At 72.2% G+C, this 25,472-nt stretch carries 24 protein-coding genes; 14 read left to right on the top strand and 10 right to left on the bottom strand.

All coding sequences use genetic code 11. The features are described from left to right. The first annotated feature begins 11 nt into the window (after nucleotides 1-11). Together ABZ865_RS16140 and ABZ865_RS16135 are read left to right on the top strand one after the other, a co-directional pair. Nucleotides 12-893, top strand: coding sequence for an NUDIX hydrolase (locus ABZ865_RS16140; protein WP_361230095.1), 882 nt, complete (start codon nucleotides 12-14; stop codon nucleotides 891-893). Next, nucleotides 890-1,720 carry an MBL fold metallo-hydrolase gene (locus tag ABZ865_RS16135; protein ID WP_361230092.1) on the top strand — a complete coding sequence of 277 codons (831 nt, stop codon included), beginning with the start codon at nucleotides 890-892 and terminating at the stop codon, nucleotides 1,718-1,720. Before ABZ865_RS16140 ends, ABZ865_RS16135 begins: the two co-directional genes overlap by 4 nt. On the opposite strand, the gene ABZ865_RS16130 is transcribed toward ABZ865_RS16135, so the two are convergent. Together ABZ865_RS16130 and ABZ865_RS16125 are read right to left on the bottom strand one after the other, a co-directional pair. Continuing rightward, nucleotides 1,717-2,556, bottom strand: a complete 840-nt coding sequence (locus ABZ865_RS16130) for a nucleotidyltransferase domain-containing protein (protein WP_361230089.1) — start codon at nucleotides 2,554-2,556, stop codon at nucleotides 1,717-1,719. The two genes, ABZ865_RS16135 and ABZ865_RS16130, sit on opposite strands and share 4 nt — an antisense overlap. Before the next feature lie 148 nt (nucleotides 2,557-2,704). Further along, a complete protein-coding gene (locus ABZ865_RS16125; protein WP_018547939.1) occupies nucleotides 2,705-3,379 on the bottom strand; it encodes a Crp/Fnr family transcriptional regulator in 675 nt (224 codons plus the stop codon). A 312-nt stretch (nucleotides 3,380-3,691) separates the two neighbouring features. Between ABZ865_RS16125 and nth the strand changes: the two genes are divergently transcribed. The 3 genes from nth to ABZ865_RS16110 all read left to right on the top strand — a co-directional run bounded on the left by nth (nucleotide 3,692) and on the right by ABZ865_RS16110 (nucleotide 6,602). Continuing rightward, on the top strand, nucleotides 3,692-4,537 hold the full coding sequence (gene nth / locus ABZ865_RS16120; protein ID WP_361230086.1) for an endonuclease III: 846 nt from the start codon (nucleotides 3,692-3,694) through the stop codon (nucleotides 4,535-4,537). Between the two features lie 52 nt (nucleotides 4,538-4,589). Further along, nucleotides 4,590-5,285 (top strand): CoA pyrophosphatase, encoded by a 696-nt coding sequence (locus tag ABZ865_RS16115; protein WP_361230083.1) that lies wholly within the window; start codon nucleotides 4,590-4,592, stop codon nucleotides 5,283-5,285. Nucleotides 5,286-5,402: 117 nt separating this feature from the next. Beyond that, on the top strand, nucleotides 5,403-6,602 hold the full coding sequence (locus tag ABZ865_RS16110) for a MarP family serine protease (protein WP_361230079.1): 1,200 nt from the start codon (nucleotides 5,403-5,405) through the stop codon (nucleotides 6,600-6,602). Nucleotides 6,603-6,641: 39 nt separating this feature from the next. On the opposite strand, the gene ABZ865_RS16105 is transcribed toward ABZ865_RS16110, so the two are convergent. The 6 genes from ABZ865_RS16105 to ABZ865_RS16080 form a co-directional block, all read right to left on the bottom strand. Beyond that, complete coding sequence (locus ABZ865_RS16105) at nucleotides 6,642-6,821, bottom strand: hypothetical protein (protein WP_100827470.1); 180 nt, start codon at nucleotides 6,819-6,821, stop codon at nucleotides 6,642-6,644. 212 nt (nucleotides 6,822-7,033) lie between these two features. Continuing rightward, entirely contained in the window at nucleotides 7,034-7,969 is a 936-nt protein-coding gene (locus ABZ865_RS16100; protein WP_361230076.1) for an alpha/beta hydrolase, read from the bottom strand. Further along, on the bottom strand, nucleotides 7,966-8,445 hold the full coding sequence (locus ABZ865_RS16095) for a phage holin family protein (RefSeq protein WP_361230073.1): 480 nt from the start codon (nucleotides 8,443-8,445) through the stop codon (nucleotides 7,966-7,968). The genes ABZ865_RS16100 and ABZ865_RS16095 overlap by 4 nt, the downstream gene beginning before the upstream one ends. Nucleotides 8,446-8,498: 53 nt before the next feature. Continuing rightward, nucleotides 8,499-9,941: a Na+/H+ antiporter NhaA gene (nhaA, locus tag ABZ865_RS16090; RefSeq protein ID WP_361230070.1), complete on the bottom strand. Its 1,443-nt coding sequence runs from the start codon at nucleotides 9,939-9,941 to the stop codon at nucleotides 8,499-8,501. Between the two features lie 213 nt (nucleotides 9,942-10,154). Further along, complete coding sequence (acs, locus tag ABZ865_RS16085) at nucleotides 10,155-12,110, bottom strand: acetate--CoA ligase (RefSeq protein ID WP_361230067.1); 1,956 nt, start codon at nucleotides 12,108-12,110, stop codon at nucleotides 10,155-10,157. Nucleotides 12,111-12,237: 127 nt separating this feature from the next. After that, nucleotides 12,238-14,943, bottom strand: coding sequence for a SulP family inorganic anion transporter (locus tag ABZ865_RS16080; protein WP_361230064.1), 2,706 nt, complete (start codon nucleotides 14,941-14,943; stop codon nucleotides 12,238-12,240). A 351-nt stretch (nucleotides 14,944-15,294) separates the two neighbouring features. Here ABZ865_RS16080 and ABZ865_RS16075 point away from each other — a divergent pair, with 351 nt between their 5' ends. Then, nucleotides 15,295-16,560 (top strand): hypothetical protein, encoded by a 1,266-nt coding sequence (locus ABZ865_RS16075; RefSeq protein WP_361230061.1) that lies wholly within the window; start codon nucleotides 15,295-15,297, stop codon nucleotides 16,558-16,560. Between the two features lie 3 nt (nucleotides 16,561-16,563). On the opposite strand, the gene ABZ865_RS16070 is transcribed toward ABZ865_RS16075, so the two are convergent. Beyond that, nucleotides 16,564-17,544, bottom strand: coding sequence for an ATP-binding protein (locus ABZ865_RS16070; protein ID WP_361230058.1), 981 nt, complete (start codon nucleotides 17,542-17,544; stop codon nucleotides 16,564-16,566). 100 nt (nucleotides 17,545-17,644) lie between these two features. Between ABZ865_RS16070 and ABZ865_RS16065 the strand changes: the two genes are divergently transcribed. Then, nucleotides 17,645-18,469, top strand: a complete 825-nt coding sequence (locus ABZ865_RS16065; protein WP_361230055.1) for an oxidoreductase — start codon at nucleotides 17,645-17,647, stop codon at nucleotides 18,467-18,469. 345 nt (nucleotides 18,470-18,814) lie between these two features. Here the strand turns inward: ABZ865_RS16065 and ABZ865_RS16060 are convergent, their stop codons facing one another. After that, complete coding sequence (locus tag ABZ865_RS16060) at nucleotides 18,815-19,648, bottom strand: HAD-IB family hydrolase (RefSeq protein WP_361230052.1); 834 nt, start codon at nucleotides 19,646-19,648, stop codon at nucleotides 18,815-18,817. 579 nt (nucleotides 19,649-20,227) lie between these two features. Between ABZ865_RS16060 and ssd the strand changes: the two genes are divergently transcribed. From ssd to ABZ865_RS16025, 7 genes are all read left to right on the top strand, one after another. Further along, nucleotides 20,228-21,334 carry a septum site-determining protein Ssd gene (gene ssd / locus ABZ865_RS16055; protein WP_361230049.1) on the top strand — a complete coding sequence of 369 codons (1,107 nt, stop codon included), beginning with the start codon at nucleotides 20,228-20,230 and terminating at the stop codon, nucleotides 21,332-21,334. Beyond that, nucleotides 21,331-22,680, top strand: coding sequence for a TadA family conjugal transfer-associated ATPase (locus ABZ865_RS16050; protein ID WP_361230046.1), 1,350 nt, complete (start codon nucleotides 21,331-21,333; stop codon nucleotides 22,678-22,680). Before ssd ends, ABZ865_RS16050 begins: the two co-directional genes overlap by 4 nt. Further along, entirely contained in the window at nucleotides 22,673-23,533 is an 861-nt protein-coding gene (locus ABZ865_RS16045) for a type II secretion system F family protein (RefSeq protein ID WP_361231174.1), read from the top strand. The genes ABZ865_RS16050 and ABZ865_RS16045 overlap by 8 nt, the downstream gene beginning before the upstream one ends. After that, nucleotides 23,530-24,315, top strand: coding sequence for a type II secretion system F family protein (locus ABZ865_RS16040; RefSeq protein WP_361230043.1), 786 nt, complete (start codon nucleotides 23,530-23,532; stop codon nucleotides 24,313-24,315). The genes ABZ865_RS16045 and ABZ865_RS16040 overlap by 4 nt, the downstream gene beginning before the upstream one ends. A 75-nt stretch (nucleotides 24,316-24,390) precedes the next feature. After that, a complete protein-coding gene (locus ABZ865_RS16035) occupies nucleotides 24,391-24,591 on the top strand; it encodes a DUF4244 domain-containing protein (RefSeq protein WP_361230040.1) in 201 nt (66 codons plus the stop codon). Further along, nucleotides 24,578-24,994 carry a TadE family type IV pilus minor pilin gene (locus ABZ865_RS16030; RefSeq protein ID WP_361230037.1) on the top strand — a complete coding sequence of 139 codons (417 nt, stop codon included), beginning with the start codon at nucleotides 24,578-24,580 and terminating at the stop codon, nucleotides 24,992-24,994. Before ABZ865_RS16035 ends, ABZ865_RS16030 begins: the two co-directional genes overlap by 14 nt. Further along, the gene (locus tag ABZ865_RS16025; protein WP_361230034.1) at nucleotides 24,991-25,416 is read left to right on the top strand and encodes an Rv3654c family TadE-like protein; all 426 of its coding nucleotides are present in this window, start codon (nucleotides 24,991-24,993) and stop codon (nucleotides 25,414-25,416) included. The genes ABZ865_RS16030 and ABZ865_RS16025 overlap by 4 nt, the downstream gene beginning before the upstream one ends. Nucleotides 25,417-25,472: the final 56 nt, after the last annotated feature.

The raw sequence follows: 25,472 nt of genomic DNA, 5'->3' as shown, positions 1-25,472 counted from the left end.
AGCCTCCGCCCATGGCGAACGGTCAGTGGTACCCCCCGGAGTGGCCCGACCGCATCCGCGCGCTCGCGGACGGCACCCTCACACCGGTGTCTCCCAAGCGCGCGGCCACGGTGCTGCTCCTGAAGGACACCCCGGCCGGCCCGGCCGTCCACATGCTGCGCAGACGCGCCTCCATGGCCTTCGCCGGAGGCGCGTACGCGTACCCCGGCGGCGGCGTGGACCCGCGTGACGACGACCGCCAGGTCCGCTGGGCGGGCCCCACGCGCGCGTGGTGGGCGGATCGGCTCGGCGTCGACGAGACAGGCGCCCAGGCGATCGTCTGCGCGGCCGTGCGGGAGACGTACGAGGAGGCCGGCGTCCTGCTCGCCGGGCCCGACCCCGACTCGGTCGTCGGCGACACCACCGGCGACGACTGGGAGGCGGACCGCGCCGCCCTGGTCGCGCGCGAGCTGTCCTTCGCCGAGTTCCTGGACCGCCGCGGCCTGGTGCTGCGTTCCGACCTGCTCGGCGCCTGGACCCGCTGGATCACCCCCGAGTTCGAGGCGCGCCGCTACGACACCTGGTTCTTCGTGGCCGTCCTCCCCGAGGGCCAGCGCACCCGCAACGCCTCCACGGAGGCCGACCGGACGGTGTGGATCCGCCCCGAGGAGGCCGCCGCCGGTTACGACAAGGGCGAGCTGCTGATGATGCCGCCCACCATCGCCACCCTGCGCCAGCTGCTGCCCTACGGCAGTGCTGCCGAGGCGCTCGCCGACGCGCCCGCGCGCGAGATGACGCCGGTGCTCGCGAGCGCCCGCCTGGAGGACGGCGAGATCGTGCTGTCCTGGCCGGGGCACGACGAGTTCACCAAGCACATCCCGACCGCCCCGAACACCGGTGGAGGCCCCGCATGACCGACGCGGCAGCCCTGCCCGGCCAGCCCCGGGGTGCGGTGGTTTCCGGGCCCGCCACCGAACGGGCCGTCAACGTGCTCGCGCCCAACGCCTCCGCGATGACCCTGGACGGCACCAACACCTGGATCGTCGCCGAGCCGGACTCCGAGCTGGCCGTGGTCATCGACCCGGGGCCGCTGGACGACGTCCACCTGCGCAACGTCGTGGACACCGCGGAGAAGGCCGGCAAGCGCGTCGCCCTCACTCTGCTCACCCACGGCCACCCCGACCACGCCGAGAGCGCCGCCCGCTTCGCCGAACTGACCGGCACGCGCGTGCGTGCCCTGGATCCGGCGCTGCGGCTCGGCGACGAGGGCCTGGCCGCCGGTGACGTGATCGCGCTCGACGGGCTGGAGCTGAGGGTCGTACCGACCCCCGGGCACACCGCGGACTCCCTGTGCTTCCACCTCCCGGCCGACCGGGCGGTGCTGACGGGCGACACGATCCTCGGTCGCGGTACGACCGTCGTGGCGCATCCCGACGGCCGCCTGGGCGACTATCTGGACTCCCTGCGCCGCCTGCGCTCGCTGACCGTGGACGACGGCGTGCACACCGTCCTGCCGGGCCACGGGCCGGTTCTGGAGGACGCCCAGGGCGCGGTCGAGTTCTACCTCGCCCACCGAGCCCACCGGCTCGCCCAGGTCGAGACGGCCGTCGAGGACGGCTACCGCACCCCCGCCGAGGTCGTCGCCCACGTGTACGCCGACGTGGACCGCTCCCTGTGGCCAGCCGCCGAACTGTCGGTCCGGGCCCAGTTGGACTACCTCACCGAGCACGGGCTGATCTAGCTCCAGCCCTCCGGGCGCGGGGTCTTCACGCCGTGCACGCGCGCGTACTCCTCGGCGAGCCAGGGGCCGAGGTCGTCCACGTACGTCCGCAGGGCGTCCGGGTCGCCGACGGGCTCGTAGCCGTACGCGGCCGCCGTACGCATCTGCACGGCCCGCGCCGGGTAGTAGGCGCCGAACACCTCGGCCATCTCCCGCAGATCGCTCGTCCAGCCGTTCCAGCGGGTCATGACCAGGGTGAAACCGGTGCGCACCAGATGCCGGGACATGAAGCGGACGAGCGGCCGCCGAGCCTCCTCCGAGTCCTCTGCTGCGGCGATCCGCTCCCGCCAGCGCGGCAGGAAGAGCGCGAGGTCGCCGTTGGTCTCACGGGCGAGCAGGGAGTCGGGGCGGTAGCGCGGCAGGAACTCGGCGAGGTCCTCCCCGAGCAGCGGGGTGCACAGGCAGGCCACGAACCAGCCCAGGTCGAACGTCTCCAGATCGCTCAGCAGCCGGGCGCGGCCGTACAGCAGCGTGCCGACGCCGTCGATCTGCGCGAACTCCTTGTCGAGCGCCTCGCCGAGGGCCCGCACGGCTTCCCGGTCGGCCTCGCCCGGCTCCTCCCGCAGGGCGACCAGCAGATCCAGATCGCTGCGCCCCACGCGCGCGGTGCCGCGCGGGATCGACCCGTAGAGGTAGGCGCTGTGCAGCCGCGCCCCGAAGACGTCCAGCAGCCGGTCGCGCGCGGCGGCCACGACCGGACGGAAGGCGTGCGGCACGCGCGCGTGGGAGCCCTCGCGCTCGATGAAGCCCTGCGCGTCGAGTCCGTGGGGGACAGGGGGGACGGGGAGTACGGGCATGCGCCCACTGTGCCCTGCGGGAGACGGGGGCGCTGCCTGTTTCTGGCGCGCCGCAGCATGTCGGCGCGCCTCGGCATGTTTCCGCCCGCGCCCGCAGGGGCTGGGGGCTGGGGGCGCGGCCCCCAGGGACCCCGGCTGTCCGGGACGGTCAGCGCGACCGCTTGGCGAGCCTCTCGACGTCCAGCAGGATGACCGCCCGCGCCTCCAGGCGGAGCCACCCGCGCTGGGCGAAGTCGGCCAGCGCCTTGTTCACGGTCTCGCGCGACGCGCCGACCAGCTGGGCCAGCTCCTCCTGCGTGAGGTCGTGGACGACGTGGATGCCCTCCTCGGACTGCACGCCGAAGCGGCGGGACAGGTCCAGCAGGGCGCGCGCCACACGGCCGGGCACGTCGGAGAAGACCAGGTCGGACATGGCGTCGTTGGTCTTGCGCAGGCGGCGGGCGACGGCGCGCAGCAGGGCGGTGGCCACCTCGGGGCGGGCGTTCAGCCAGGGCTGGAGGTCGCCGTGGCCGAGACCGAGCAGCTTGACCTCGGTCAGCGCGGTCGCGGTCGCCGTGCGCGGGCCCGGGTCGAACAGCGACAGCTCGCCGATCAGCTCGCCGGGGCCGACGACGGCGAGCATGTTCTCGCGGCCGTCGGGGGAGGTGCGGTGCAGCTTGACCTTGCCCTCGGTGACGACGTAGAGCCGGTCGCCCGGGTCGCCCTCGTGGAACAGGGAGTCGCCACGCGCGAGGGTCACCTCACTCATGGAGGCGCGAAGCTCCGCGGACTGCTCGTCGTCGAGAGCCGCGAAGAGCGGGTTGCGCCGCAGAACGTCGTCCACGAGTTCTCTCCTTGTCGACCTGCTCAGGGGATCTTGCTCCCCCTTGGTACCAGGGGACCGTGCTCCCCATTTTGCCGGACGGTCCAAACAGTGTGATCTGTCACAAGGATGCCGCACAGGTGTCCTGAGGTACGCGGCAGGGGTCCAATCGGGGGCTGATCTTCCGGGTCCGGGGCGGATGTCGGTGCCGGGCTCTAGGCTGGCCGGGTGTCCAAATCGCCGGTGAGAGCACAGGCCAAGGGGGCTGGGCGGGTGACTGCACGTCGGGATTCCGCTGTGGGCGAACAGAAGTCCAGCGGAAGTAACAAAAGCATGAAATCGGTAAAAAAGGCACCAGTCAAGAAGGCGCCGGTCAAGAAGGCGCCAGTCGAGAAGGTGCCCGCCCACGAGTCCCGCACCGCCCTGGTCCGCCGCGCCCGCCGCATCAACCGCGAACTCGCCGAGGTCTACCCGTACGCCCATCCGGAGCTCGACTTCGAGAACCCCTTCCAGCTCCTGGTCGCCACGGTGCTCTCGGCCCAGACCACCGATCTGCGCGTCAACCAGACGACCCCGGCGCTCTTCGCCCGGTACCCAACCCCCGAGGACCTGGCCGCCGCCAACCCGGAGGAGGTCGAGGAGATCCTGCGCCCCTGCGGCTTCTTCCGGGCCAAGACGAAGTCGGTCATAGGGCTCTCCAAGGCCCTCGTGGAGGACTTCGGCGGCGAGGTGCCCGGAAAGCTGGAGGACCTGGTCAAGCTGCCCGGCGTCGGCCGCAAGACCGCGTTCGTCGTCCTCGGCAACGCCTTCGGCCGCCCCGGCATCACCGTGGACACGCACTTCCAGCGGCTGGTGCGGCGCTGGCGGTGGACCGAGGCGACCGACCCCGACAAGATCGAGGCCGAGGTCGGCGAGCTGTTCCCCAAGAAGGACTGGACCGACCTGTCCCACCACGTGATCTGGCACGGCCGCCGTATCTGCCACGCCCGCAAGCCCGCCTGCGGCGCCTGCCCCATCGCCCCGCTCTGCCCGGCCTACGGCGAGGGCGAGACCGACCCGGAGAAGGCGAAGAAGCTCCTGAAGTACGAGAAGGGCGGCTTCCCCGGCCAGCGCCTGAAGCCCCCGCAGGCCTATCTCGACGCGGGCGGCAAGCCGGCCCCGCCACTGGGGGCCGGATGACGGAACGATCTCGGCGCCCTCGGGCGTTGGACACGGCAGGACGGGGGTGGCCATGACGTACACGAGCGACACGCACGACGGCCCGGTGACGCTGAGCAAGGAGGGCCTGCCGGGCTGGCTGGAGCCGGTGGTGCACGCGGCGGAGACGGTCGAGCCGACCCAGCTCAGCCGCTTCCTGCCGCCGGAGAACGGATCGGGACGCAAGTCCGCGGTGCTGATCCTGTTCGGCGAGGGCGAGCAGGGCCCCGAGCTGCTGCTGATGGAGCGCGCCGGCTCCCTGCGCTCGCACGCCGGTCAGCCCTCCTTCCCCGGTGGCGCCCTCGACCCCGAGGACGGCGACCCGGCGGCCGACGGTCCGCTGAGAGCCGCGCTGCGCGAGGCCGAGGAGGAGACCGGCCTCGACCCCGCGGGCGTCCAGCTCTTCGGTGTCCTGCCCGCCCTCTACATCCCGGTCAGCGGCTTCGTCGTCACGCCCGTCCTCGGCTGGTGGCGCGAGCCCAGCCCGGTCGGCGTCGTCGATCCGAACGAGACCGCGCGCGTCTTCACGGTCCCCGTGGCGGATCTCACGGACCCCGCCAACCGCGCCGTCACCGTCCACCCCAGCGGTCACCGAGGCCCGGCATTCCTGGTCGAATCGGCCCTGGTCTGGGGTTTCACGGCCGGAGTGATCGACCGCCTGCTGCACTACGCGGGCTGGGAGCGCCCCTGGGACAGGACCAAGCAGGTCCCGCTCGACTGGCGGTCATGACAGGGTGTCGTCCGTGCTGTGTTTTCTCGGGGGCCGTGACTTCGGCGGTTTCGCCACCGACCCCCGGACCCCCGGCCGGGCTGCTGGGACCGGAGCGAGTAGGCGAGGCCTGAAGCGGTGAACGTGCTGGACATCCTGTTGCTGGTCGCGGCCGTGTGGTTCGCGGTCGTCGGCTACCGCCAGGGCTTCGTGGTCGGCATCCTGTCGGTGATCGGATTCCTCGGCGGCGGCCTCGTGGCCGTGTACACGCTGCCCGTCATCTGGGACGCCGTGACCGACAACGCGCAGGTGGGCACCACGGCCGCCGTCGTCGCCGTGGTCGTCGTCATCGTCTGCGCCTCCGTCGGCCAGGCCCTGACCACCCACCTCGGCAACAAGCTGCGGCGCTACATCACCTGGTCCCCGGCCCGCGCCCTGGACGCCACCGGCGGCGCCCTGGTCAACGTCGTCGCGATGCTCCTGGTCGCCTGGCTGATCGGCTCGGCCCTCGCGCAGACCACGCTGCCGACGCTGGGCAAGGAGGTCCGCAACTCCAAGGTGCTGCTCGGGGTGTCGGAGGCGCTGCCCCGGCAGGCCGACATGTGGTTCAAGGACTTCACCTCGGTCCTCGCGCAGAACGGCTTCCCGCAGGTCTTCAGCCCGTTCTCGAACGAGCCGATCAAGGAGGTCCAGCCGCCCGACCCGGCGCTGGCCCACAGTGCGATTCCTGCCCGCGCGCAGCGGTCCATCGTCAAGGTCACCGGGACCGCGCACAGCTGCAGCAAGGTCCTGGAGGGCACCGGCTTCGTCTTCGGCGACCGCCGTGTGATGACCAACGCGCACGTCGTGGGCGGGGTGGACGATCCCACCGTGCAGATAGGCGGCGTGGGCCGCCGGTACGACGCGAAGGTCGTCCTCTACGACTGGCGGCGCGACATCGCCGTACTGGACGTGCCCGACCTGAAGGCGCCCGCGCTGCGGTTCGCCCCCCGGGACGCCGCCAGCGGGGACGGCGCGATCGTCGCCGGCTTCCCGGAGAACGGCGCGTACGACGTCCGTTCCGCGCGGGTGCGCGGGCGCATCACGGCCAACGGCCCGGACATCTACCACCGCGGCACGGTCAGCCGCGACGTCTACTCCCTGTACGCGACCGTCCGCCAGGGCAACTCCGGCGGCCCGCTGCTCACGCCCGACGGCAAGGTCTACGGCGTGGTGTTCGCCAAGTCCCTCGACGACGCCGACACCGGCTACGCGCTCACGGCCGACGAGATCCAGCGGGACATCACCCAGGGGCGTACGGCGAACCAGCAGGTGGGCACCGACAGCTGCGCCCTGTGAGCGACGAGGGGACGCCCGGCCGGGTCCGCGAGCGTGCGTTCAGCCGCGCGGGTGACGCAGGCGTACCGAGACCCAGCGGGCCCGGCGGCGCAGGATGCGCGGAATCCCCACCCTTGGATCCGCCTCCGCCAGTTGCGGGGTACCGCGTTGCGGAGAGCCCAGCCCGGCGGTCGAGCGGCGGTTGCGGGGTGCGTCACTGTAGTCGTGCGTCCAGCCCATACCCCGACGTCTGCCCCTGCCCCAAGGTCGATAACCGCGTCCGCGCCCCCCAATTGGCCTATGCGGCGGGCATGTGGCCGTTCGAGGGACAAGTGTTCAGGAACCGGTGAGGAACCGGATACTCCACACACCGCCCCGGACCACAACGCCCGGACCCGCGGCCGGGTTCGGGCGGACAACGCGTCAGCGGCCGGGTTCGGGTGGCCGAGGTGTCAACGGTCGGGCTCGGGGTCCTTCAGCCAGTTGACGAGTTCCGCGGAGAACGCCACCGGGTCCTCCTCGTGCGGGAAGTGGCCGAGGCCGTCGAACAGGCGCCAGCGGTACGGGGCTTCGACGTACTCGCCCGAACCGGCCGCGCTGCGCGTGCGGGTCACGGGGTCCAGGGAGCCGTGCAGATGCAGCGTGGGCACGCGCACCGGCCGCTTCATCCTGCGGTTGAACTGGATGCCGTCAGGGCGGGCCAGCGAGCGCACCAGCCAGCGGTACGGCTCGATGGAGCAGTGCGCGGTGGACGGGATGCACATGGCCCGCTGGTACGTCTCCACGTCCGCGTCCTCCGGCAGCCGGGGCCCGGACCACTCACGGATCAGCCGGCCCACCAGCGCGCCGTCGTCGGCGGTCAGCTGCCGCTCGGGGATCCACGGCCGCTGGAAGCCCCAGATGTAGGAGTTGGCGGCCGTCTGCCGGGCGTCCCGGAGCATCGCGGAGCGCCAGCGCCGGGGATGCGGCATCGAGACGACCGCGAGCCGCCGTACGAGCTTGGGCCGCATCGCGGCCGCCGTCCAGGCCAGATAGCCGCCCAGGTCGTGGCCTACCAGCGCGGCGTCCGGCTCGCCGAGCGAGCGGATCACACCGGTGACGTCGAGGGCGAGGTTGGCCGGGTCGTACCCGCGCGGGGTGCGGTCGCTGCCGCCGACGCCCCGCAGGTCCATGGCCACCGCCCGGTAGCCCGCGTCGGCGAGCGCGGCCAGCTGGTGCCGCCATGTCCACCAGAACTGCGGGAAGCCGTGCAGCAGCAGCACCAGCGGCCCGTCGCCGAGCTCGGCGATGTGGAAGCGCGCGCCGTTGGCGGCGACGTCCCGGTGCGTCACCTTGTCCCCGGAGGGAATGTCGATCCGTACGGCCGCTGCGGCGGCTGGCTCCGTCATGACGTCGAGCGTGCCACAGCCTCGGGCGTCCGGTCCTGCGGCAGCTCCGGGCGCGGGTGCGGCTTTGCGTTCTGCAGCACGCCCGCGGTCTCCTTCATCGACGCGGCGACCTTCTGCGGGCCCTTGCTCTGCTTGGCCTTCTTCGCGAACACCACACCGATCAGCGCGAGCAGGCCGGCGACCAGCACGTTCGCCGCGAAGGACAGCACGAAGCAGATCGCCAGGTTCCAGTGGCTCCAGGTCCGGATGCCGTACGCCAGCGCGAAGTTGAGCATCGGCAGGGAGAACAGCAGCACCGCGCCGGCCACCGTGAACGAGCCGCCGCTGACCGCGCCGCGCTTCACGTCCTGCTTGAGCTGGGCCTTGGCCAGCGCGATCTCGTCGTGCACCAGCGCCGACATTTCGGTCGTCGCCGAGGCGACCAGTTGGCCGAGGCTGCGTTCGGCGCCGACCGGGCTGCCGTCGGGTGCGCTCATCGCGTTCTCCCTGTGAGGTGTGGTGCCGTCTTGTTTTGTACCGTCTCGTCAGATCATGCCGGACGGTCGTCCTCCTCGCCTGCCCCGCCCGGCACTTCCGCAAGCCCGTGGCGTGCCGCGGCGGCCTTTTCGGCGGCGATGCGCCGGTGCTCGGCGGCCTTGCGCTCGTGGATCGCGGCCATCCGCAGGTGGTACGCCGGGTCGTCCTGCTCGTAGATGTCCGGAATGCCGTCGTGGTCCTCGTCGCGCTCCTCGTCCGCGCAGAGCCTGCGGTACTTGCCGTTGCGTATCTTCAGCAGCACCGTGGCGCACAGGGCCGCGACGAGCGATCCGATCAGGACGGCCGCCTTCACCTCGTCGGTGAGCACGGTGTTGCCCTCGAAGGCCAGTTCGCCGATGAGCAGGGAGACGGTGAAGCCGATCCCGGCGAGGCACGCCACCGCGAAGAGGTCGGCCCAGGCGAGGTCGTCGCTGAGCGAGGCGCGGGTGAAGCGCACGGTCAGCCAGGCGCCGCCGAAGATGCCGATCGTCTTGCCGACGACCAGCCCGAGCACGACCCCGAGCGTCTCCGGCTTGGTGAACACGTCCCCGAGCGCCCCGCCGGAGACCGGCACGCCCGCGCTGAACAGTGCGAACAGCGGCACCGCGAGCCCGGCCGACAGGGGCCGCACCAGGTGCTCGATGTGCTCGCCCGGCGAGTGCTCCTCGCCCTCGTGGGTGGTGCAGCGCAGCATCAGGCCCATCGCCACGCCCGCGATGGTGGCGTGCACGCCGCTGTTGTACATCAGCGCCCAGATCACGACCGCCAGCGGCACGTACACGTACCAGCCGCGCACGCCCTTGCGCAGCAGCAGCCAGAAGACCACCAGCCCGGCGGCGGCCCCGCCGAGCGCGGCGAAGTCGATCCGGTCGGTGAAGAAGGTCGCGATGATGAGGATCGCGAAGAGGTCGTCGACGACCGCGAGGGTCAGCAGGAAGGCGCGCAGGGCGCTGGGCAGCGAGGTGCCGATGACCGCGAGGACGGCGAGCGCGAAGGCGATGTCGGTCGCGGTGGGCACCGCCCAGCCCTGCGGGGAGCCGTGCCCGGTCAGGCTCGTGAGAAGGTAGACGAGCGCGGGTACGGCCATCCCGCACAGCGCGGCCACCACGGGCAGCACGGCCGCCTTGGGGTCGCGCAGGTCCCCGGCGACCAGCTCGCGCTTGAGTTCGAGGCCGGCGACGAAGAAGAAGACGGCGAGCAGGCCGTCGGCGGCCCAGTGGGCGACGGAGAGGTCCAGGCCGAGGGCGCCGGGGCCGAGGTGGAAGTGGCTGACCGACTCGTAGCTGTGGTGCAGCGCGGGGATGTTCGCCCAGATCAACGCGGTGACGGCGGCGACGAGGAGCAGGATGCCGCCGACGGTCTCGGTGCGCAGCGCGTCCGCGACGACGGTCCGCTCGGGCAGGGAAAGGCGTCCCAGGACCTTGCGGGTGGTGTTCGGGGTGCGGGGCGCGGCCACGGTGGAGACCTCCGGTGGTGGGCAGGACGGAGCGTTCGCCGACCAGACTTCCCGGCACACCTTGAGGATCTTGTTGGGTTGAGACTTTGCTTAGTTTACCTAAAGTTGCCGTCGGGTGCATCCGCACTCTTCACGTTATGCACAAAAAGGGCACCCGGCGTGTGTACGCCGGGCGCCCCTCGGGGTCCTGTCGGGCCCTCGCTCAGTCCTTGCTCAGTCCTCGCTCGGAGCGGACGGGAGCTGGGACTGGATGAGGTCCATGACCGTGTGGTCGGTCAGCGTGGTGACGTCACCGAGCTGGCGGTTCTCGGCCACGTCCCGCAGCAGGCGGCGCATGATCTTGCCGGAGCGGGTCTTGGGCAGCTCCGCCACCGGCAGGATCCGCTTGGGCTTGGCGATCGGACCGAGCGTGGCGCCGACGTGGTCACGCAGCTCGGCGATCAGCTTCTCGTCCTCGGACGCCGTACCGCGCAGGATGACGAAGGCCACGATGGCCTGGCCGGTGGTCTCGTCGGCGGCGCCGACGACGGCCGCCTCGGCGATCGTCGGGTGCGAGACGAGCGCCGACTCCACCTCGGTGGTGGAGATGTTGTGCCCGGACACGAGCATCACGTCGTCCACGCGCCCGAGGAGCCAGATGTCCCCGTCGTCGTCCTTCTTCGCGCCGTCACCGGCGAAGTACTTGCCCTCGAAGCGCGACCAGTACGTGTCGAGGAACCGCTGGTCGTCGCCCCAGATGGTGCGCAGCATCGACGGCCACGGCTCGGTGAGGACCAGGTAACCGCCGCCGCCGTTCGGCACCTCGTTCGCCTCGTCGTCCACGACGGTCGCGCTGATGCCGGGCAGCGGGCGCTGCGCGGAACCGGGCTTGGTCTCGGTGACGCCCGGCAGCGGCGAGATCATCATCGCGCCGGTCTCGGTCTGCCACCAGGTGTCCACGATCGGCGTCCGGTCGGCACCGATGTTCTTGCGGTACCAGATCCACGCCTCGGGGTTGATGGGCTCGCCCACCGAGCCGAGGATCCGCAGGGAGGTCAGGTCGAACTGCGCGGGGATGTCGTCGCCCCACTTCATGAACGTACGGATCGCGGTCGGCGCCGTGTAGAGGATCGTGACCCGGTACTTCTCCACGATCTCCCAGAACCGGCCCTGGTGCGGGGTGTCCGGGGTGCCCTCGTACATCACCTGCGTCGCGCCGTTGGCCAGCGGTCCGTACACGATGTACGAGTGTCCGGTGACCCAGCCGACGTCGGCCGTGCACCAGAAGACGTCCGTCTCCGGCTTGAGGTCGAACACCGCGTGGTGCGTGTACGCCGTCTGGGTGACGTAGCCGCCGGAGGTGTGCAGGATGCCCTTCGGCTTCCCCGTCGTACCGGAGGTGTAGAGGATGAACAGCGGGTGCTCCGCCTCGAACGCCTCCGGGGTGTGCTCGGCCGACTGGCGCTCCACCAGCTCGTGCCACCAGTGGTCCCGCTCGTCGTTCCAGGCCACGTCCTGCCCGGTACGGCGCACCACCAGCACGTGCTCGATGTTGTCGACCTTGGCGATCGCCTCGTCCACGGCCGGCTTCAGCGCGGACGGCTTGCCGCGCCGGTAGCCGCCGTCGGCGGTGATGACGACCTTGGCGTCCGCGTCCTGGATGCGGGTGGCGAGGGCGTCCGCCGAGAAGCCGCCGAAGACCACGGAGTGCGCGGCGCCGATGCGGGCGCAGGCCAGCATCGCGATCGCCGTCTCCGGGATCATCGGCATGTAGACGGCGACCCGGTCACCCTTGCGGACACCCAGCTCCAGCAGGGCGTTGGCGGCCTTGGAGACCTCGTCCTTCAGCTCCGCGTAGGTGATCGCGCGGCTGTCGCCGGGCTCACCCTCGAAGTGGATGGCGACCCGGTCCCCGTGCCCGGCCTCGACATGCCGGTCCACGCAGTTGTAGGCAACGTTCAGCTCGCCGTCCTTGAACCACTTCGCGAACGGCGGGTTCGACCAGTCCAGCGTCTCGGTCGGTTCCTTGGCCCAGGTCAGCCGGCGGGCCTGCTCGGCCCAGAAGCCGAGCCTGTCAGCCTTGGCCTGTTCGTACGCTTCGGCCGTGACGTTGGCGTTCGCGGCCAGGTCGGCCGGCGGCGCGAAGCGTCGCTCCTCCTTCAAGAGGTTGGCCAGGCTTTCGTTGCTCACGACATCTCCCTTTCTCAGGGTGTCCGTTGTGTCCCAGGCCACACCTCATCAGACAGCGGGGGTGGATGACAAGGGCGGACCCGAAATTGGTTTAGACCTGTAGGGGTGGACGTCGTGAGCTGCGGCTTCATGTCGGACCGTGCACCTGCACCTCCTCCGTCTCCTTCACGTCCTCGAACACCGTGCCGTCCTCCACGCCGCGGAGCAGATAGGCCTGCGCCTCGCCCACGTGGAAGTACATGCCGTGCAGCTCCAGCGCACCGGCCGCCAGCGCCCGCGCGACCGACTCGTTCGCCCGCAGGTGCTCCAACTGCTGGACCACGTTCGTCAGGCACAACTGTTCGACCGCGTCGGCCGGTGACCGCCCGGCCAGGCGGGGCCAGGCCCGCAGGTCACCGGCCATCCGCTCCAGGCTCGGCAGCCCGTGCCGCAGCCACCGCTTGAGCGGCGTCATGACACCCCCGGGATCGGCGGTCAGCAGCGCCTGCATCGCCCCGCACCCCGAGTGCCCGCACACCGTGATGGACCGCACCCGGAGCACGTCCACCGCGTACTCGATGGCGGCCGCGACCGAGTCGTCCCCGTGCTCCTCGCCCGGCGGCGGCACCAGATTGCCGACGTTGCGGACGACGAACAGGTCGCCGGGACCACTGGAGGTGATCATCGACGTGACGAGCCGGGAGTCGGCACAGGTCAGGAAGAGCTGCGAGGGCCGCTGCCCCTCCCGCGCCAGCCGCGCCAGCTCGTCCCGGACCAGCGGGGCGGTGTTGCGCTGGAACGAGCTGATGCCACGGGCGAGTTCGTGGGGGATGGGGTGGGGGTGGGAGTGGGGGTCGGTTGTGGTGCCGGTGGTGGCTCCGGCTTCGGCTCCGGTGACAGCGCCGAGGCTGGTGCCGACGGTGCCAGTGGTGCCGACGGCACGGGTGGAGCCGGTGGCGGTGCTGGGGCCTGGGCCGTTACCGGCGGGCGCGGCGGTGCTTCGGCCGGCGTCGGTCCCAGGGGCCGTGCCGGGGTTTCTGTCGGCGTTGGCCTCGGGGCCCGTGCCTGTGCTCGTGCTTCCGTGGACGTCGGCTCCAGCGCTTGTGCCAGTGCCTCCGTGCGGGTCCGAGCCGGTATCAGCAGCGGGGCGGTCGGAGCCGTTACCGGCAGGGGGGTGGTCGGAGCCGCTACGGGAGTCGTCCCGGCTCGTGTCCGCCCCGGGCGCCACATCACCGCCGGCCGCCGGCATCGGCAGCGCGCACTGGTGGTTGCGCCAGGGCGTCCAGGGCCGGCACCGGCACACCGCCGACGGAGCCGGGGCCGGGGTGGCTTCGGCCCGGACTTCGCCGCGGCGGCCCGTCAGCTCGGCGGTACCGCCCCGCGCGGTGTGGGCGCTCCGCCAGTCCTGCAGTGACTCGTACGCCGCGTGGTCCATGAACGACCCGTCCAACTCCACGACGGCGTGGGCGCCTTGGGGTACGAGATGCAGGGCTCTGCTGAGCCGGGGCACCGCGAGGAACGTCAACTGGCCTCGGACATGTACGTGATGGACTCCTTCCTTCTGGGCGTGCGTGATACGGGTGCGGGTGAGGCGGTGCAGGGCGACGGCGACCGCCATGGCGACCCCGAGGGACACGCCCTCCAGGACGCCGAGGAAGACCACGCCGAGTGCCGTGGCGGCGTACACCAGCACTTCGCGGTGGCGGGTCACCGTGCGGATGTGGTGCAGCGACACCATCTGGATGCCGACGGCCATCACCAGGGCGGCGAGCGAGGCGAGGGGGATTCGCTCCAGGAGCGGGACCATCAGCAGCGCGGCGACTACAACGAGAACGCCGTGCAGCATCGTGGAGTTCCGGCTCACGGCACCTGAATTAACATTCGCCGCGCTGCGCACCGCCACCCCGGTCACGGGCAGGCCGCCCAGAGCTCCGGACACGAAGTTGGCGGCCCCCTGACCACGGAGTTCCCGGTCCAGGTCCGAGCGGGGAACATGCGGTCCGCCACGGGCGGCGGCCAGCTTGTCGACGGCCACTGCGGACAGCAGCGACTCGACGCTGCCGACCAGGGTGATGGTGAGGACGGCGGCGGCGATGCCCGCCGCCGGCGCGTCAGGCCACTCGGGGAGGGCGTGTCCGGACCAGGACGGCAGGTCGACCCGGGGCAGGGTCAGCCCGGTCAGCGCGGCCGTGGCGGTGGCCCCCGCGACGGCGACCAGAGCGGCCGGGATTCTGCGCGTGAGGCGTCCGGCGCGCCCGGGGACGCGCGGCCAGGCCAGCAGGAGCGTCAGGGTCAGCGCGCTCATCGACACGGCGACCGGGTCCAGGTGGGCCAACTGGGCGGGCAGGGCCCGCAGATTGGCGAGGACGGAGCTGTCCGGGCTGCCGCCGAGGACGATGTGCAGCTGGGCGACGGCGATGGTGACGCCGATGCCGGCGAGCATGCCGTGCACCACGGCTGGGCTGACGGCGAGCGCGCCGCGGGCCACCCGCAGAAGGCCGAGGCCGAGCTGGGCGAGGCCGGCGAGGACGGTGATGCCGCAGGACGCCCGCCAGCCGTACTGGTGGATCAGGTCGGCGGTGACCACGGTGAGTCCGGCGGCGGGCCCGCTGACCAGCAGCGGGCTGCCGCCAAGCCGCCCGGCGACGAGTCCGCCGACGGCCGCGGCGACCAGGCCGGCCTGCAGCGGCGCCCCCGTGGCGAGGGCGATGCCGAGGGAGAGCGGCAGGGCGATGAGGAAGACCGCGATGGACGCGGACAGGTCGGCGCCCTCGACGGGGAAGCGGGGGCGTCGGGTGGGTCGGGGGCTGCGGGGCGGGTGGGGCTGGGTGCGAGGGGGTGCGCAGGCTGACATGTTCCCGTCTCCTCCGGGGCAGCGCGGTCGCGGACTGGGGGTTCCTCGCCGAGGGGCGGGGGCGGTCGCGGCCGTGGGTCACGGCGTGCAGCGCGGGATGAATCAACTCTCAGTAAATGAACCGTAATGCAGAGTAAAGGAACGGCATAACTTTTCAGGGCAAATGGCGCACACGATCACCTGCTCGGGTGAAGCGAGCATTTCATCGGCTTGTCGTACTAATTCCTTCTCGGCCCCGTGCGACCTTGACGGCGCTGTCGGCGCAAACCCGGCAGATCGCAAGAAAAGCCCTCGTCAGCGTCCGCCTGAGCGTCGGCGGTCGCCCGAGAGAAGGAAGAAGGTGGGCGGAATATGGCCGCCACCCAGAGGCTCGCCGTCGGCGTCACGGTCGCCGCGGCCTGTGCCGCGTCGCTCGTCGGCTGTGCGACCGGCTCCAACGGCTCGAAGGAAGGTTCGTCCGGCCCGCAGAAGGGGATGCCGGCCCCGCAGAGCGTGGTCCGTCTGATCGGCGACGGCTCCACCGCGTTCACCGGCGCACAACCGCACCTGCCCAGCCCCGAGCGGCTGAAGCCCGGTGAAAAGCCCCCGCAGTTCGTGGTGTTCTCCTGGGACGGCGCGGGCGAGGACAGCCAGAAGCTGTTCTCGCACTTCCGCAAGGTCGCCAAGGAGAACAACGCGACGATGACGTTCTTCCTCAGCGGCGTGTACATGCTGCCCGAGGAGAAGCGCGACCTGTACAGGCCGCCTCAGCACTCGCCGGGCCGGTCCGACATCGGCTTCAACGACGAGCAGGGCATCGCCGACACCGTCAAGCAGGTCCGGCTGGCCTGGCTTGAGGGCAACGAGATCGGCACCCACTTCAACGGCCACTTCTGCGGCCCCGACGGCGGGGTCGGCGAGTGGTCGGTGGACGAGTGGAAGGACGAGATCGCCCAGGCCAAGCAGTTCGTGCGGTCCTGGAAGACCAACACCGGCATGACCAAGGCGGCACCGCTGCCCTTCGACTACGACAAGGAACTCATCGGCGCCCGTACCCCCTGCCTGGAAGGGCAGAAGAACTTCACGAAGGCGGCCCGCGACCTGGGCTTCCGCTACGACTCCAGCGGCGTCAACGACCAGGTCTGGCCCAAGAAGAAGAACGGCCTGTGGGACCTGTCGATGCAGCTGGTCCCCTTCCCCGGGCACACCTATGAACAGTTGACCATGGACTACAACTTCATGGTCAACCAGTCCGGGACCCAGACCCAGGGCGACCCCGACAAGTTCGACTACTGGGGCGACCAGATGCGCGACGGCCTGCTCAAGGGCTTCTACCGCGCCTACGACGGCAACCGCGCACCGCTGGTCATCGGCAACCACTTCGAGTCCTGGAACGGCGGCACGTACATGCGGGCCGTCGACGAGGTGGTGAAGGAGGTGTGCAACAAGCCCGAGGTGCGCTGCGTCTCCTTCCACCAGCTCGTCGACTGGCTGGACGCCCAGGATCCGCAGACGCTGGCGAAGCTGCGCACCCTGAACGTGGGCGAGGCGCCGCGGCAGGGCTGGGCGTCGCTTCTGTCCGGCCGTCCGGCACCGGCGCCGAAGGGGGTGCCCGGGGCGCCGGCCGTCAAGCAGTAGGTCTCACACAGGGGTCGCCACGCTCTCGCCGAGCACGAACCCGGGGTCGACCTGCGCCGCCAGGTCGACCCCGGTGCGCTCGTTGCCCCACGACTCGGCGTTCTTGAGATGGAAGTGCACCATCTGCCGCGTGTAGCGCTCCCAGTCGCGCTGCTCGTACGTCGCGTCGGCGGCGGCCCGAAGAGCCTCCAGGGCACGGACGCTGGTCTCCTCCAGGAGGTCGAACCGGGGCGGGCGGCCCTTCTCCATGGCGCGCACCCAGTCCGAGTGCCCGACCGTCACGAGCAGGTCGTCGCCGACCTCCGCGCGGAGGAAGTCGATGTCGTCCTGCCCCTGGACCTTGTTGCCGACGACCTTCAGGGTGATGCCGAAGTCGCGGGCGTACTCCTTGTACTGACGGTAGACGGAGACCCCCTTCCGGGTCGGCTCGGCGACGAGGAACGTCACGTCGAAGCGGGTGAACATGCCGGAGGCGAAGGAGTCCGAACCCGCGGTCATGTCGACCACGACGTACTCGTCGGGGCCGTCGACGAGGTGGTTCAGGAACAGCTCCACCGCTCCCGTCTTGGAGTGGTAGCAGGCGACCCCCAGGTCGGCGTCCGTGAAGGGGCCGGTGACCATCAAACGGACGGCGCCGCCGTCGAGTTCCACCGGCCGCGCACAGGCGTCGTACACCGCGTTGGGCTCCCGCACCCGCACCAGCCGCGAGCCCTCGCCGGGCGGGGTCGTCTTGATCATCGTCGCGGCCGAGGCGATGCGCGGGTTGGAGCCGCGCAGGTGGTCCTTGATCAGCGTCAGCCGGTCGCCCATGGCGGGCAGGGCGGCCGCCTCCGCCTCGTCCAGGCCGAGCGCGGGGCCCAGGTGCTGGTTGATGTCCGCGTCGATGGCGACCACCGGTGCGCCGACGGACGCGAGATGGCGGATGAAGAGGGAGGAGAGCGTGGTCTTGCCGCTGCCGCCCTTCCCGACGAAAGCAATTTTCATGTTCACGAAGCGTAGTCAGCCGATAGCCGTATGTGGCAGAAGGAGTGAAGAAGACCACTCCTTCGTGGGGTGGGGCGGATGGGTGCGTACTGTCGTACTCATGAGTACGACAGGCGCGGCCGCCGATCCGCTCGCGGCCCTGGGTTCACTGCCCGGTGTGACCGATTCCGTCGAGTCCGTGCGCAAGGCCGTGGACCGGGTCTACGGGCACCGGATCATGCGGCGCCGCAGCAACGAGATCACCTCGGAGGCCGCGCTGCGCGGCGCCCGCGGCTCGGCGGCGCTGTCCGGCGCCGACTGGGCTCTGGAGGAGGTGCGCAGGCGTACCGACTTCGGTGCCGACGCCGAGGCGCGCGTGATGGGCGCGGCCCTCCGGCTGACCGCCGAGGCCGGCCAGCTGCTGTCCATCTGGCGGCAGTCGCCCCTCAGGGTGCTGGCCCGGCTGCACCTGGTGGCCGCCGCGGACAACAGCGACGAGGTCGGCCGGCCGCGGCACACGGGCGAGCCGGTCGACGAGCCGTTGGTCGAGCTGCCGCTGCCGGAAGCCAAGGAGATGTCCGGTCGGCTGGACGGACTGGCGGAGCTGATCATCGCGGGCAGCTCGGCGCCGGCGCTGGTCACGGCGGCCGTGGTGCACGGCGAGCTGCTCGCGCTGCGCCCCTTCACCTCGTACAACGGCCTGGTCGCGCGCACGGCCGAGCGGATCGTCCTGATCGGCAGCGGCCTCGACCCCAAGGCGATCTGCCCGGCCGAGGTGGGCTACGCCGAACTGGGCCGCGCCGCCTATCTCGCCGCGCTGGACGGGTACGTCTCCGGCACTCCCGAGGGCATGGCCGCCTGGATCGCCCACTGCGGGAAGGCGGTCGAGCTGGGTGCGCGCGAGTCGACGGCCGTGTGCGAGGCGCTGCAGCGCGGAGCCGCCTGAGAAAACGCCCCGGACGCAAACGCCCCGGACAAGAGTTGCGGCGGTACGAGTTCTCGTACCGCCGCTGGCATGCTCACCGAGTTACCAAGCGTCCTCGATATGTTGCCCATCAGGTCGGGTACTTTGCCCGTCACCTGGTGCGGCAGGCCCGTAATCGACGGGTCGACGTCGCGTGGGTGCCCAGTGTTCATGCGGGGTCCGTGGGCCAAGTGCGTAGTGGAAGGTGATCCTCTCGGATGTCCTTTTGGTCTCGCGGGCCGCTGAATCCTTTCTACTGCACGCCAGGAGCAAGCGGAACCCCTGCCCGTACTTCTTTACTTTCAGCCTGAAACAGGGGTGAATCGGTCAGATGGTCGCGTTGCGGCGCCGGCTGGCGTACCAGACCAGGCCGGCCGTGGCCGCCGCCGCTCCTATCGCCGCCACCGCGACGAGCGCCGGGCGGGGCGGCACGGAGAGCGCGGGCAGGCGCTGCTTGAGCGGGACCGGCCGGCGGAACTCCAGCACCGGCCATCCGCGGGCGAGTGCCTCGCGGCGCAGTGCGCGGTCGGGGTTCACGGCGTGCGGGTACCCGACGGCCTGGAGCATCGGCAGGTCGGTCGCCGAGTCGCTGTAGGCGTAGCTGCGTTCCAGGTCGTACCCCTCGGACGCGGCCAGCTCCCGGATCGCCTCGGCCTTGGTCGGGCCGTAGGCGTAGTACTCCACCTCGCCGGTGAAGCAGCCGTCGTCGCCGACGACCATGCGTGTGGCGACCACCCGGTCCGCGCCGAGGAGCTCGCCGACCGGCTCCACCACCTCGGCGCCCGAGGTGGACACGATCACGACGTCGCGGCCCGCCGTGTGGTGCTCCTCGATGAGGGAGGCGGCCTCGTCGTAGATGATCGGGTCGATCAGGTCGTGCAGGGTCTCGGCGACGATCTCCTTCACCTGCTGCACGTTCCATCCGCGGCACAGCGCGGACAGGTACTCGCGCATGCGCTCCATCTGGTCGTGGTCCATGCCGCCGACCAGGAAGACGAACTGGGCATATGCGGTACGCAGCGCGGCCCTGCGGTTGATCAGCCCGCCTTGGTAGAAGGACTTGCTGAAGGTGAGCGTGCTGGACTTCGCAATGACCGTCTTGTCCAGGTCAAAGAAGGCCGCTGCGCGGGGCAAGGAGTGGTTTTCCACGCCCCTGAGCATAGGCGCCCACCATTCGGCGTAAGGTGGGGCGCGTGGGTTTGCCTGAGAGGGCTCTCGGGTACACCATGGAAGTCACGGATCGTTCGCGACCGTGCTAACCCGGTCCGACTCCTCCCCCCCCGAGTCGGCCGTGGGGACGACCCCCGCTCTCCCCCCCGGCGGGGGTCGTCGCATGTCCAGGCGGGTTTTCTTCTCCCTTCACTCGGCCGACGGCCGGCTACGAGCGGCAGCGGCCGCACTTTCGTCATGCCCATGACCTGCTACTGACGGTAATCAGATCGCTGCTCTGCGGAAGTCGTACACGTCCAGTGCAGGGGTCACCGGTATGGGTGACGGCGATATTCACAGCGGCTGAGTTGTCCACAGTTTTCGACCAAGATCAACAAGATTTCCGGGTTCGCTGCACCGTGATTCCAGTGCGCTCGGCCACGGCGAGTTCATGGCCGGTTCCGATTGCCGGGCGCCTATGGCCGGTTTGTGCCGGCCGCTCATATGGAGGCCGGTTGCCGGTTCTTCACATCTTTGGGAATCGCGGGGCCCCAGGGGCTGCGCGGAAGAAGCAGCGAAGGGGGAGCACACGTGACCGGAATCGTCACCCACGACCCGCCACCGGCCGCTGGGGGCCGTCCCGGACGGCCGCTCATCGTCACCGAGGACGCCGAGCTCCTCGACGATCTGCTGCGCCTGTGCGCGGCGGCGGGCGCCACACCCGAGGTCCATCACGGCGTGCCGGCACACGGCGGCGGCTGGGAAGCGGCCCCGCTCGTCCTGGTCGGCGACGACGCGGCCCGCCGGGTGCGCGGGGCCGCCCGCCGACGCGGAGTGGTGCTGGTCGGCCGCGACCAGGACGACTCCGGGGTGTGGAAGAGGGCCGTCCAGATCGGCGCCGACCACGTCCTGATGCTGCCCGACGGCGAGCAGTGGCTGGTCGACCGCATCGCCGATGTCGCGGAGGGCGTCGGCCGCCCCGCCCTCACCGTGGGGGTCATCGGCGGCCGGGGCGGGGCCGGTGCGTCCACGCTCGCCTGCGCGCTCGCCGTCACCTCCGCGCGTGAGGGACTGCGCACGCTCCTCGTGGACGCCGATCCGCTCGGCGGCGGACTCGACGTACTCCTCGGCGGCGAGAGCGCCGAGGGGCTGCGCTGGCCCGCCTTCGCCGCCTCGCGCGGCCGGGTCGGCGGCGGCGCACTGGAGGAGTCGCTGCCCGAACTGCACGCGCTGCGGGTGCTCAGCTGGGACCGCGGCGACTGCGTCGCCATCCCGTCCCAGGCCGTCCGCGCGGTACTCGCCGCCGCCCGGCGGCGCGGCGGCAGCGTCGTCGTCGACCTGCCACGTCGCCTGGACGACGGGGTCGCCGAAGCCCTCGCCCAGCTCGACCTGGCCCTGCTCGTCGTCCCGGCCGAACTGCGCGCGGTGGCTGCGGCCGGCCGGGTGGCGTCCGCCGTCGGCATGGTCGTGCGCGACCTGCGGGTGGCGGTGCGCGGGCCCTACGCGCCAGGGCTGGACGAGAGCGAGGTGGCCCGGCTGCTCGGCCTGCCCCTGGTCGGCGAGATCCCCGACGAACCGGCGCTGCTGCGCCCGCGCGGTACGGCGAAACCGCCCGGCGCGAGCGGACGCGGCCCGCTGGCCAGGTTCTGCACCACCTTCTGGGAGCAGGCGCTCATCGAGGCGGGAGGCGCGCGATGACACTCCCCGGACTCGACCGCGCCGACGGCGCGGCCCTGCTCGACGGTGTCCGGCGCCGGCTGGCCGAGAGCGGCGCCGAACCCACCCCCGCGCGCGTGGCACAGGCGCTGCGCGAACAGGGCCGGGTGCTGGGTGACGCCGAGGTCCTCGGCGCGGCCGAACGCCTGCGGTCCGAACTCGTCGGCACCGGCCCCCTGGAGCCGCTGCTCGCCGACCCGAGCGTCACCGACGTCCTCGTGTCCGCGCCGGACCGGGTGTGGGTGGACCGCGGCGGCGGCCTGGAACTGACTCCGGTGACCTTCCCCGACGCCGCGGCCGTACGGCGCCTCGCGCAGCGCCTGGCCGCCGTCGCCGGACGCCGGCTGGACGACGCGCGGCCCTGGGCGGACGCCCGCCTGCCCGACGGGACCCGGCTGCACGCGGTGCTGCCCCCGGTGGCCGTCGGCTCCACCTGTCTGTCCCTGCGCGTGGTACGGCCCCGGGCTTTCACCCTCGACGAACTGGTCGAGGCGGGCACCGTGCCGCCCGGCGGGGAGCGGATCCTTCGGGCGCTGGTGGCGGCCCGGCTGTCCTTCCTCGTCAGCGGAGGTACGGGTAGCGGCAAGACCACTCTGCTCAGCGCGTTGCTCGGCCTGGTCGGACCCGGTGAGCGGATCGTCCTCGCCGAGGACTCGGCGGAGCTGAGACCGGAACACCCGCACGTCGTACGGCTGGAGACCCGGCCCGCGAACCAGGAGGGCGCCGGCCTGGTCACCCTGGAGGACCTCGTCCGGCAGGCACTGCGGATGCGGCCGGACCGGCTGGTCGTCGGGGAGGTGCGCGGCCCCGAGGTGGTGCATCTGCTGGCCGCGCTCAACACCGGCCACGAAGGCGGGTGCGGCACCGTGCACGCCAACGCGGCCGCCGACGTACCCGCCCGCCTGGAGGCGCTGGGCACCGCGGCCGGGCTCGACCGGGCAGCGCTGCACAGCCAGTTGGCGGCCGCGCTGTCCGTGGTGCTCCACCTGGTACGGGACCGGTCCGGGCGGCGCCGGATCGCCGAGGTGCATGTGCTGGAGCGGGACGCCTCCGGGCTGGTGCGGACGGTTCCGGCGCTGCGGTGGGGCGAGCGGGCCTTCGCCCGCGAACGCGGATGGGAGCGGCTGAGAGGGCTGCTGCGCGGTGAGTTCGAGGGCGATGCGGGTGATGTGCGCGACGCAAGGGACTCGCGCGATGTGAGCGGCGAGGGGTGTGAGGGCTGTGGGCTCGACGCCTGCCGGTGGGACACGTGCGACTCATGTGACGCCAGGGACGCGAGGGGTGAGAGGAGCGGGAGGAGTGGGAGGCGTGACGGAAGTGATGGGTGAGACCGCGTTGGCCGCGGCGATGGCGTGCCTCGGGGCTGCGGTCTGGCTGCTGGGCGGGCGGCGCTGCGGAGTGCGGCGGGCGCGGCTGCTGCTCGCGGGCGGCGGAGTGGTGGCGACCGGACCGCCCTCATGGGAGCAGGTGCTGGAGGAACTGCGGCGGATGCGCGGCCGGTTGGGAGCCGAGTGGTGGTCGCTCGCGGCCGGGCTGTTGCTCGGGCTGCTGGGTGCGTCGGTGATTCCGGTCGCCGCGGGGGCGGCCGGGGTGCCGCTGCTGCGCCGGATGCGGCTCGCCCGGCAGGCCAGGAGTGCCCGGGAGCGCCGGGCGGACGCGGTCATCGCCCTGTGCGGGGCGCTCGCCGGTGAGGTGCGCGCGGGGCGGCAGCCCGGAGAGGCACTGCTGCGGGCCGCGCGGGACTCGGGCGGGCTGGGGGAGGCGCAGGGGGCCGTGGTCGCCGCAGCACGGTTCGGCGGGGACGTGCCGGGGGCGCTCGCCATGGCGGCGCGGCAACCGGGCGCCGAGGGGCTGCTGGGGCTCGCCGCCTGCTGGCGGGTGGCCGTGGACCAGGGCGCCGGGCTCGCCGACGGGCTGGACCGGCTGGACGGCGCCCTGCGTGCCGAGCGGGACCAGCGTGCCGATCTGCGCGCCCAGTTGTCCGGTGCTCGGGCCACGGCGCTGCTCCTGGCCGCCCTGCCCGCCCTCGGGCTGCTCCTCGGTTCGGCCATGGGCGCCGACCCGCTGCGGGTGCTGCTGCACAGCGGGGCCGGACTGGGCTGCCTTGTGGTCGGAGCCGTGTTCGAGGGGGCCGGGATGTGGTGGTCGGCGCGGATCGTACGGGGAGCGGAGGCGGTATGAGCGGGGATGTCGTCCACAGGCTGGGGATGACCGTTGCCGTGGTGTCGGCCCTGGGCTGGACGGCCTGGCGGCTGGATCTGGCGAGGCGGCGGCGCCGGGCACGGCGTCGGGTGGCCGAACTGCTGGCCTTGGAGATGGTCGCGTCGAGGCCGTCCTTCGAGGTCGCGGGCGCGGTGCGGCAGTGGCTGCCGGCGGCCGGGGTGGTGTGCGGGGCGTGGGTGCTGGTCGGCGGGGTCATCGGCGTTCTCTTGGGGCTCGGTGCGGCGGCAGGGCTGTGGCAGTGGCGTCGGCGTCAGGCGGCGGCGCGTCCCGTGGAGGAGGTCGACACCGCCGGAGCGGCCCGCCAACTCCCGCTCGCCGCCGAGCTGCTGGCCGCCTGCATCGCGGCCGGTGCCGGGCCGGTCGTCGCCGCGCAGGCGGTGGGGGAGGCCCTCGGCGGGCCCGTCGGGGACGCGCTGGCGCGGGGCGCGGCGGAGGTACGGCTGGGCGGAGAACCGGCGGACGCCTGGCGGCGGTTGACCGCGCTGCCCGGCGCCGGAGCACTGGCCCGGCTGCTGGAACGGGCCGACGAGTCCGGACTCCCCGCGGCCGGCCCCGTCGCCCGGCTCGCCTCCGACGCGCGCGCGGAGCGGGCGCGGGCCGCCACGACCCGGGCCCGTCGGGCGGCCGTGATGATCTCCGCGCCGGTGGGGCTGTGCTTCCTGCCCGCCTTCATCGCGGTCGGTGTGCTGCCCGTGGTGATCGGCCTTGCGGGAGGCGTGGTGGGAGGGGGTGGGGGCTGACGGGGCGACAGGACCGACGGCGACACGGGACTGATGACAGCAGTGACAACAGGGTTGGAACGAAAGGAGCTTGAGATGCGCGAGAAGGCAGGCAAGGTGTGGGCGTTCCTGCGGGAGCGGTGTCGCAGGGACGCGGGAATGGTGACCTCCGAGTACGCGATGGGGATCGTCGCCGCGGTCGGCTTCGCGTTGCTGCTCTACGAGGTCGTCACCAGTGGCCAGGTCAAGGCGGAGTTGCAGGCCATCGTGAAGCGAGCCCTCAGTGCGCGGATGTGAGCGAGGGGCGGACCGGGGGTTCGTGACCGCCGAGGCGGCCATGGTGCTGTCCGTGCTGGTGGCGTTCACCATGGCGCTGGTCTGGGGGCTGCTCGCGGTGGCCGCCCAGATCCAGTGCGTGGACGCCGCTCGCACGGGCGCCCGGGCCGCCGCCCGGCAGGACCCGGCCGACGCGGTCGTACGGGTGACCCGTGAGGCGGCACCGCGAGGGGCACGGGTGACCGTCACCCGTGAGGAGGACCAGGTCCGGGTGACGGTGGTGGCCAAGCCGCCGGTGCTGACCGGGCTGCCGTTCGAGGTGCGGGAGGAGGCTGTGGCCGCGGCCGAGGACGCCGTGGGGACGGGGGAGGGGGCCCCGGGGGCGGCGGAGGGAGCCGCGGCGGTCGAGGAGGCGGGGCCATGAGGCGCTGGTGCCTGACCGGCCGTCGGCGTGACGGCCTCGGGCGGCACATCCGCCCGAGGCGGCCCTCCGACCGAGGGTCCGCCACCATCTGGAGCCTCGGGGCCATCGCCGTGCTGTGCGCGGTGTTCGGCGCGGTGCTCGCCCTCGGACACGCCGTCGTCGTCCGGCACCGGGCGGCCGGTGCCGCGGACCTCGCGGCGCTCGCGGCGGCGGACCACTGGGACGAGGGCAGCGCGGGGGCCTGTGCCCGGGCGGAGCGGGTGGCGGCGGCGCAGGGGGCGCGGCTGGTGCGGTGTGCGATCGCGGGGGAGGTGTCGGACGTGACCGCGGGATCGGGACGGGGACCGTTCATGGCGGAGGTCAGGGCGAGAGCGGGCCCGGCGGGCCCGGTGCCACCGCCGTCACCATCGGCGCGGCCATAGCGGCCTCAGCGGCTGGGCGCCCGGGAGGAGCCGACTCCTTCCAGGCTCGGCCCACC

The organism is Streptomyces sp. NPDC047085, from assembly GCF_040643735.1.
Classification (GTDB): Bacteria; Actinomycetota; Actinomycetes; order Streptomycetales; family Streptomycetaceae; genus Streptomyces.
This window is presented reverse-complemented; position numbering and strand designations above follow the sequence as displayed.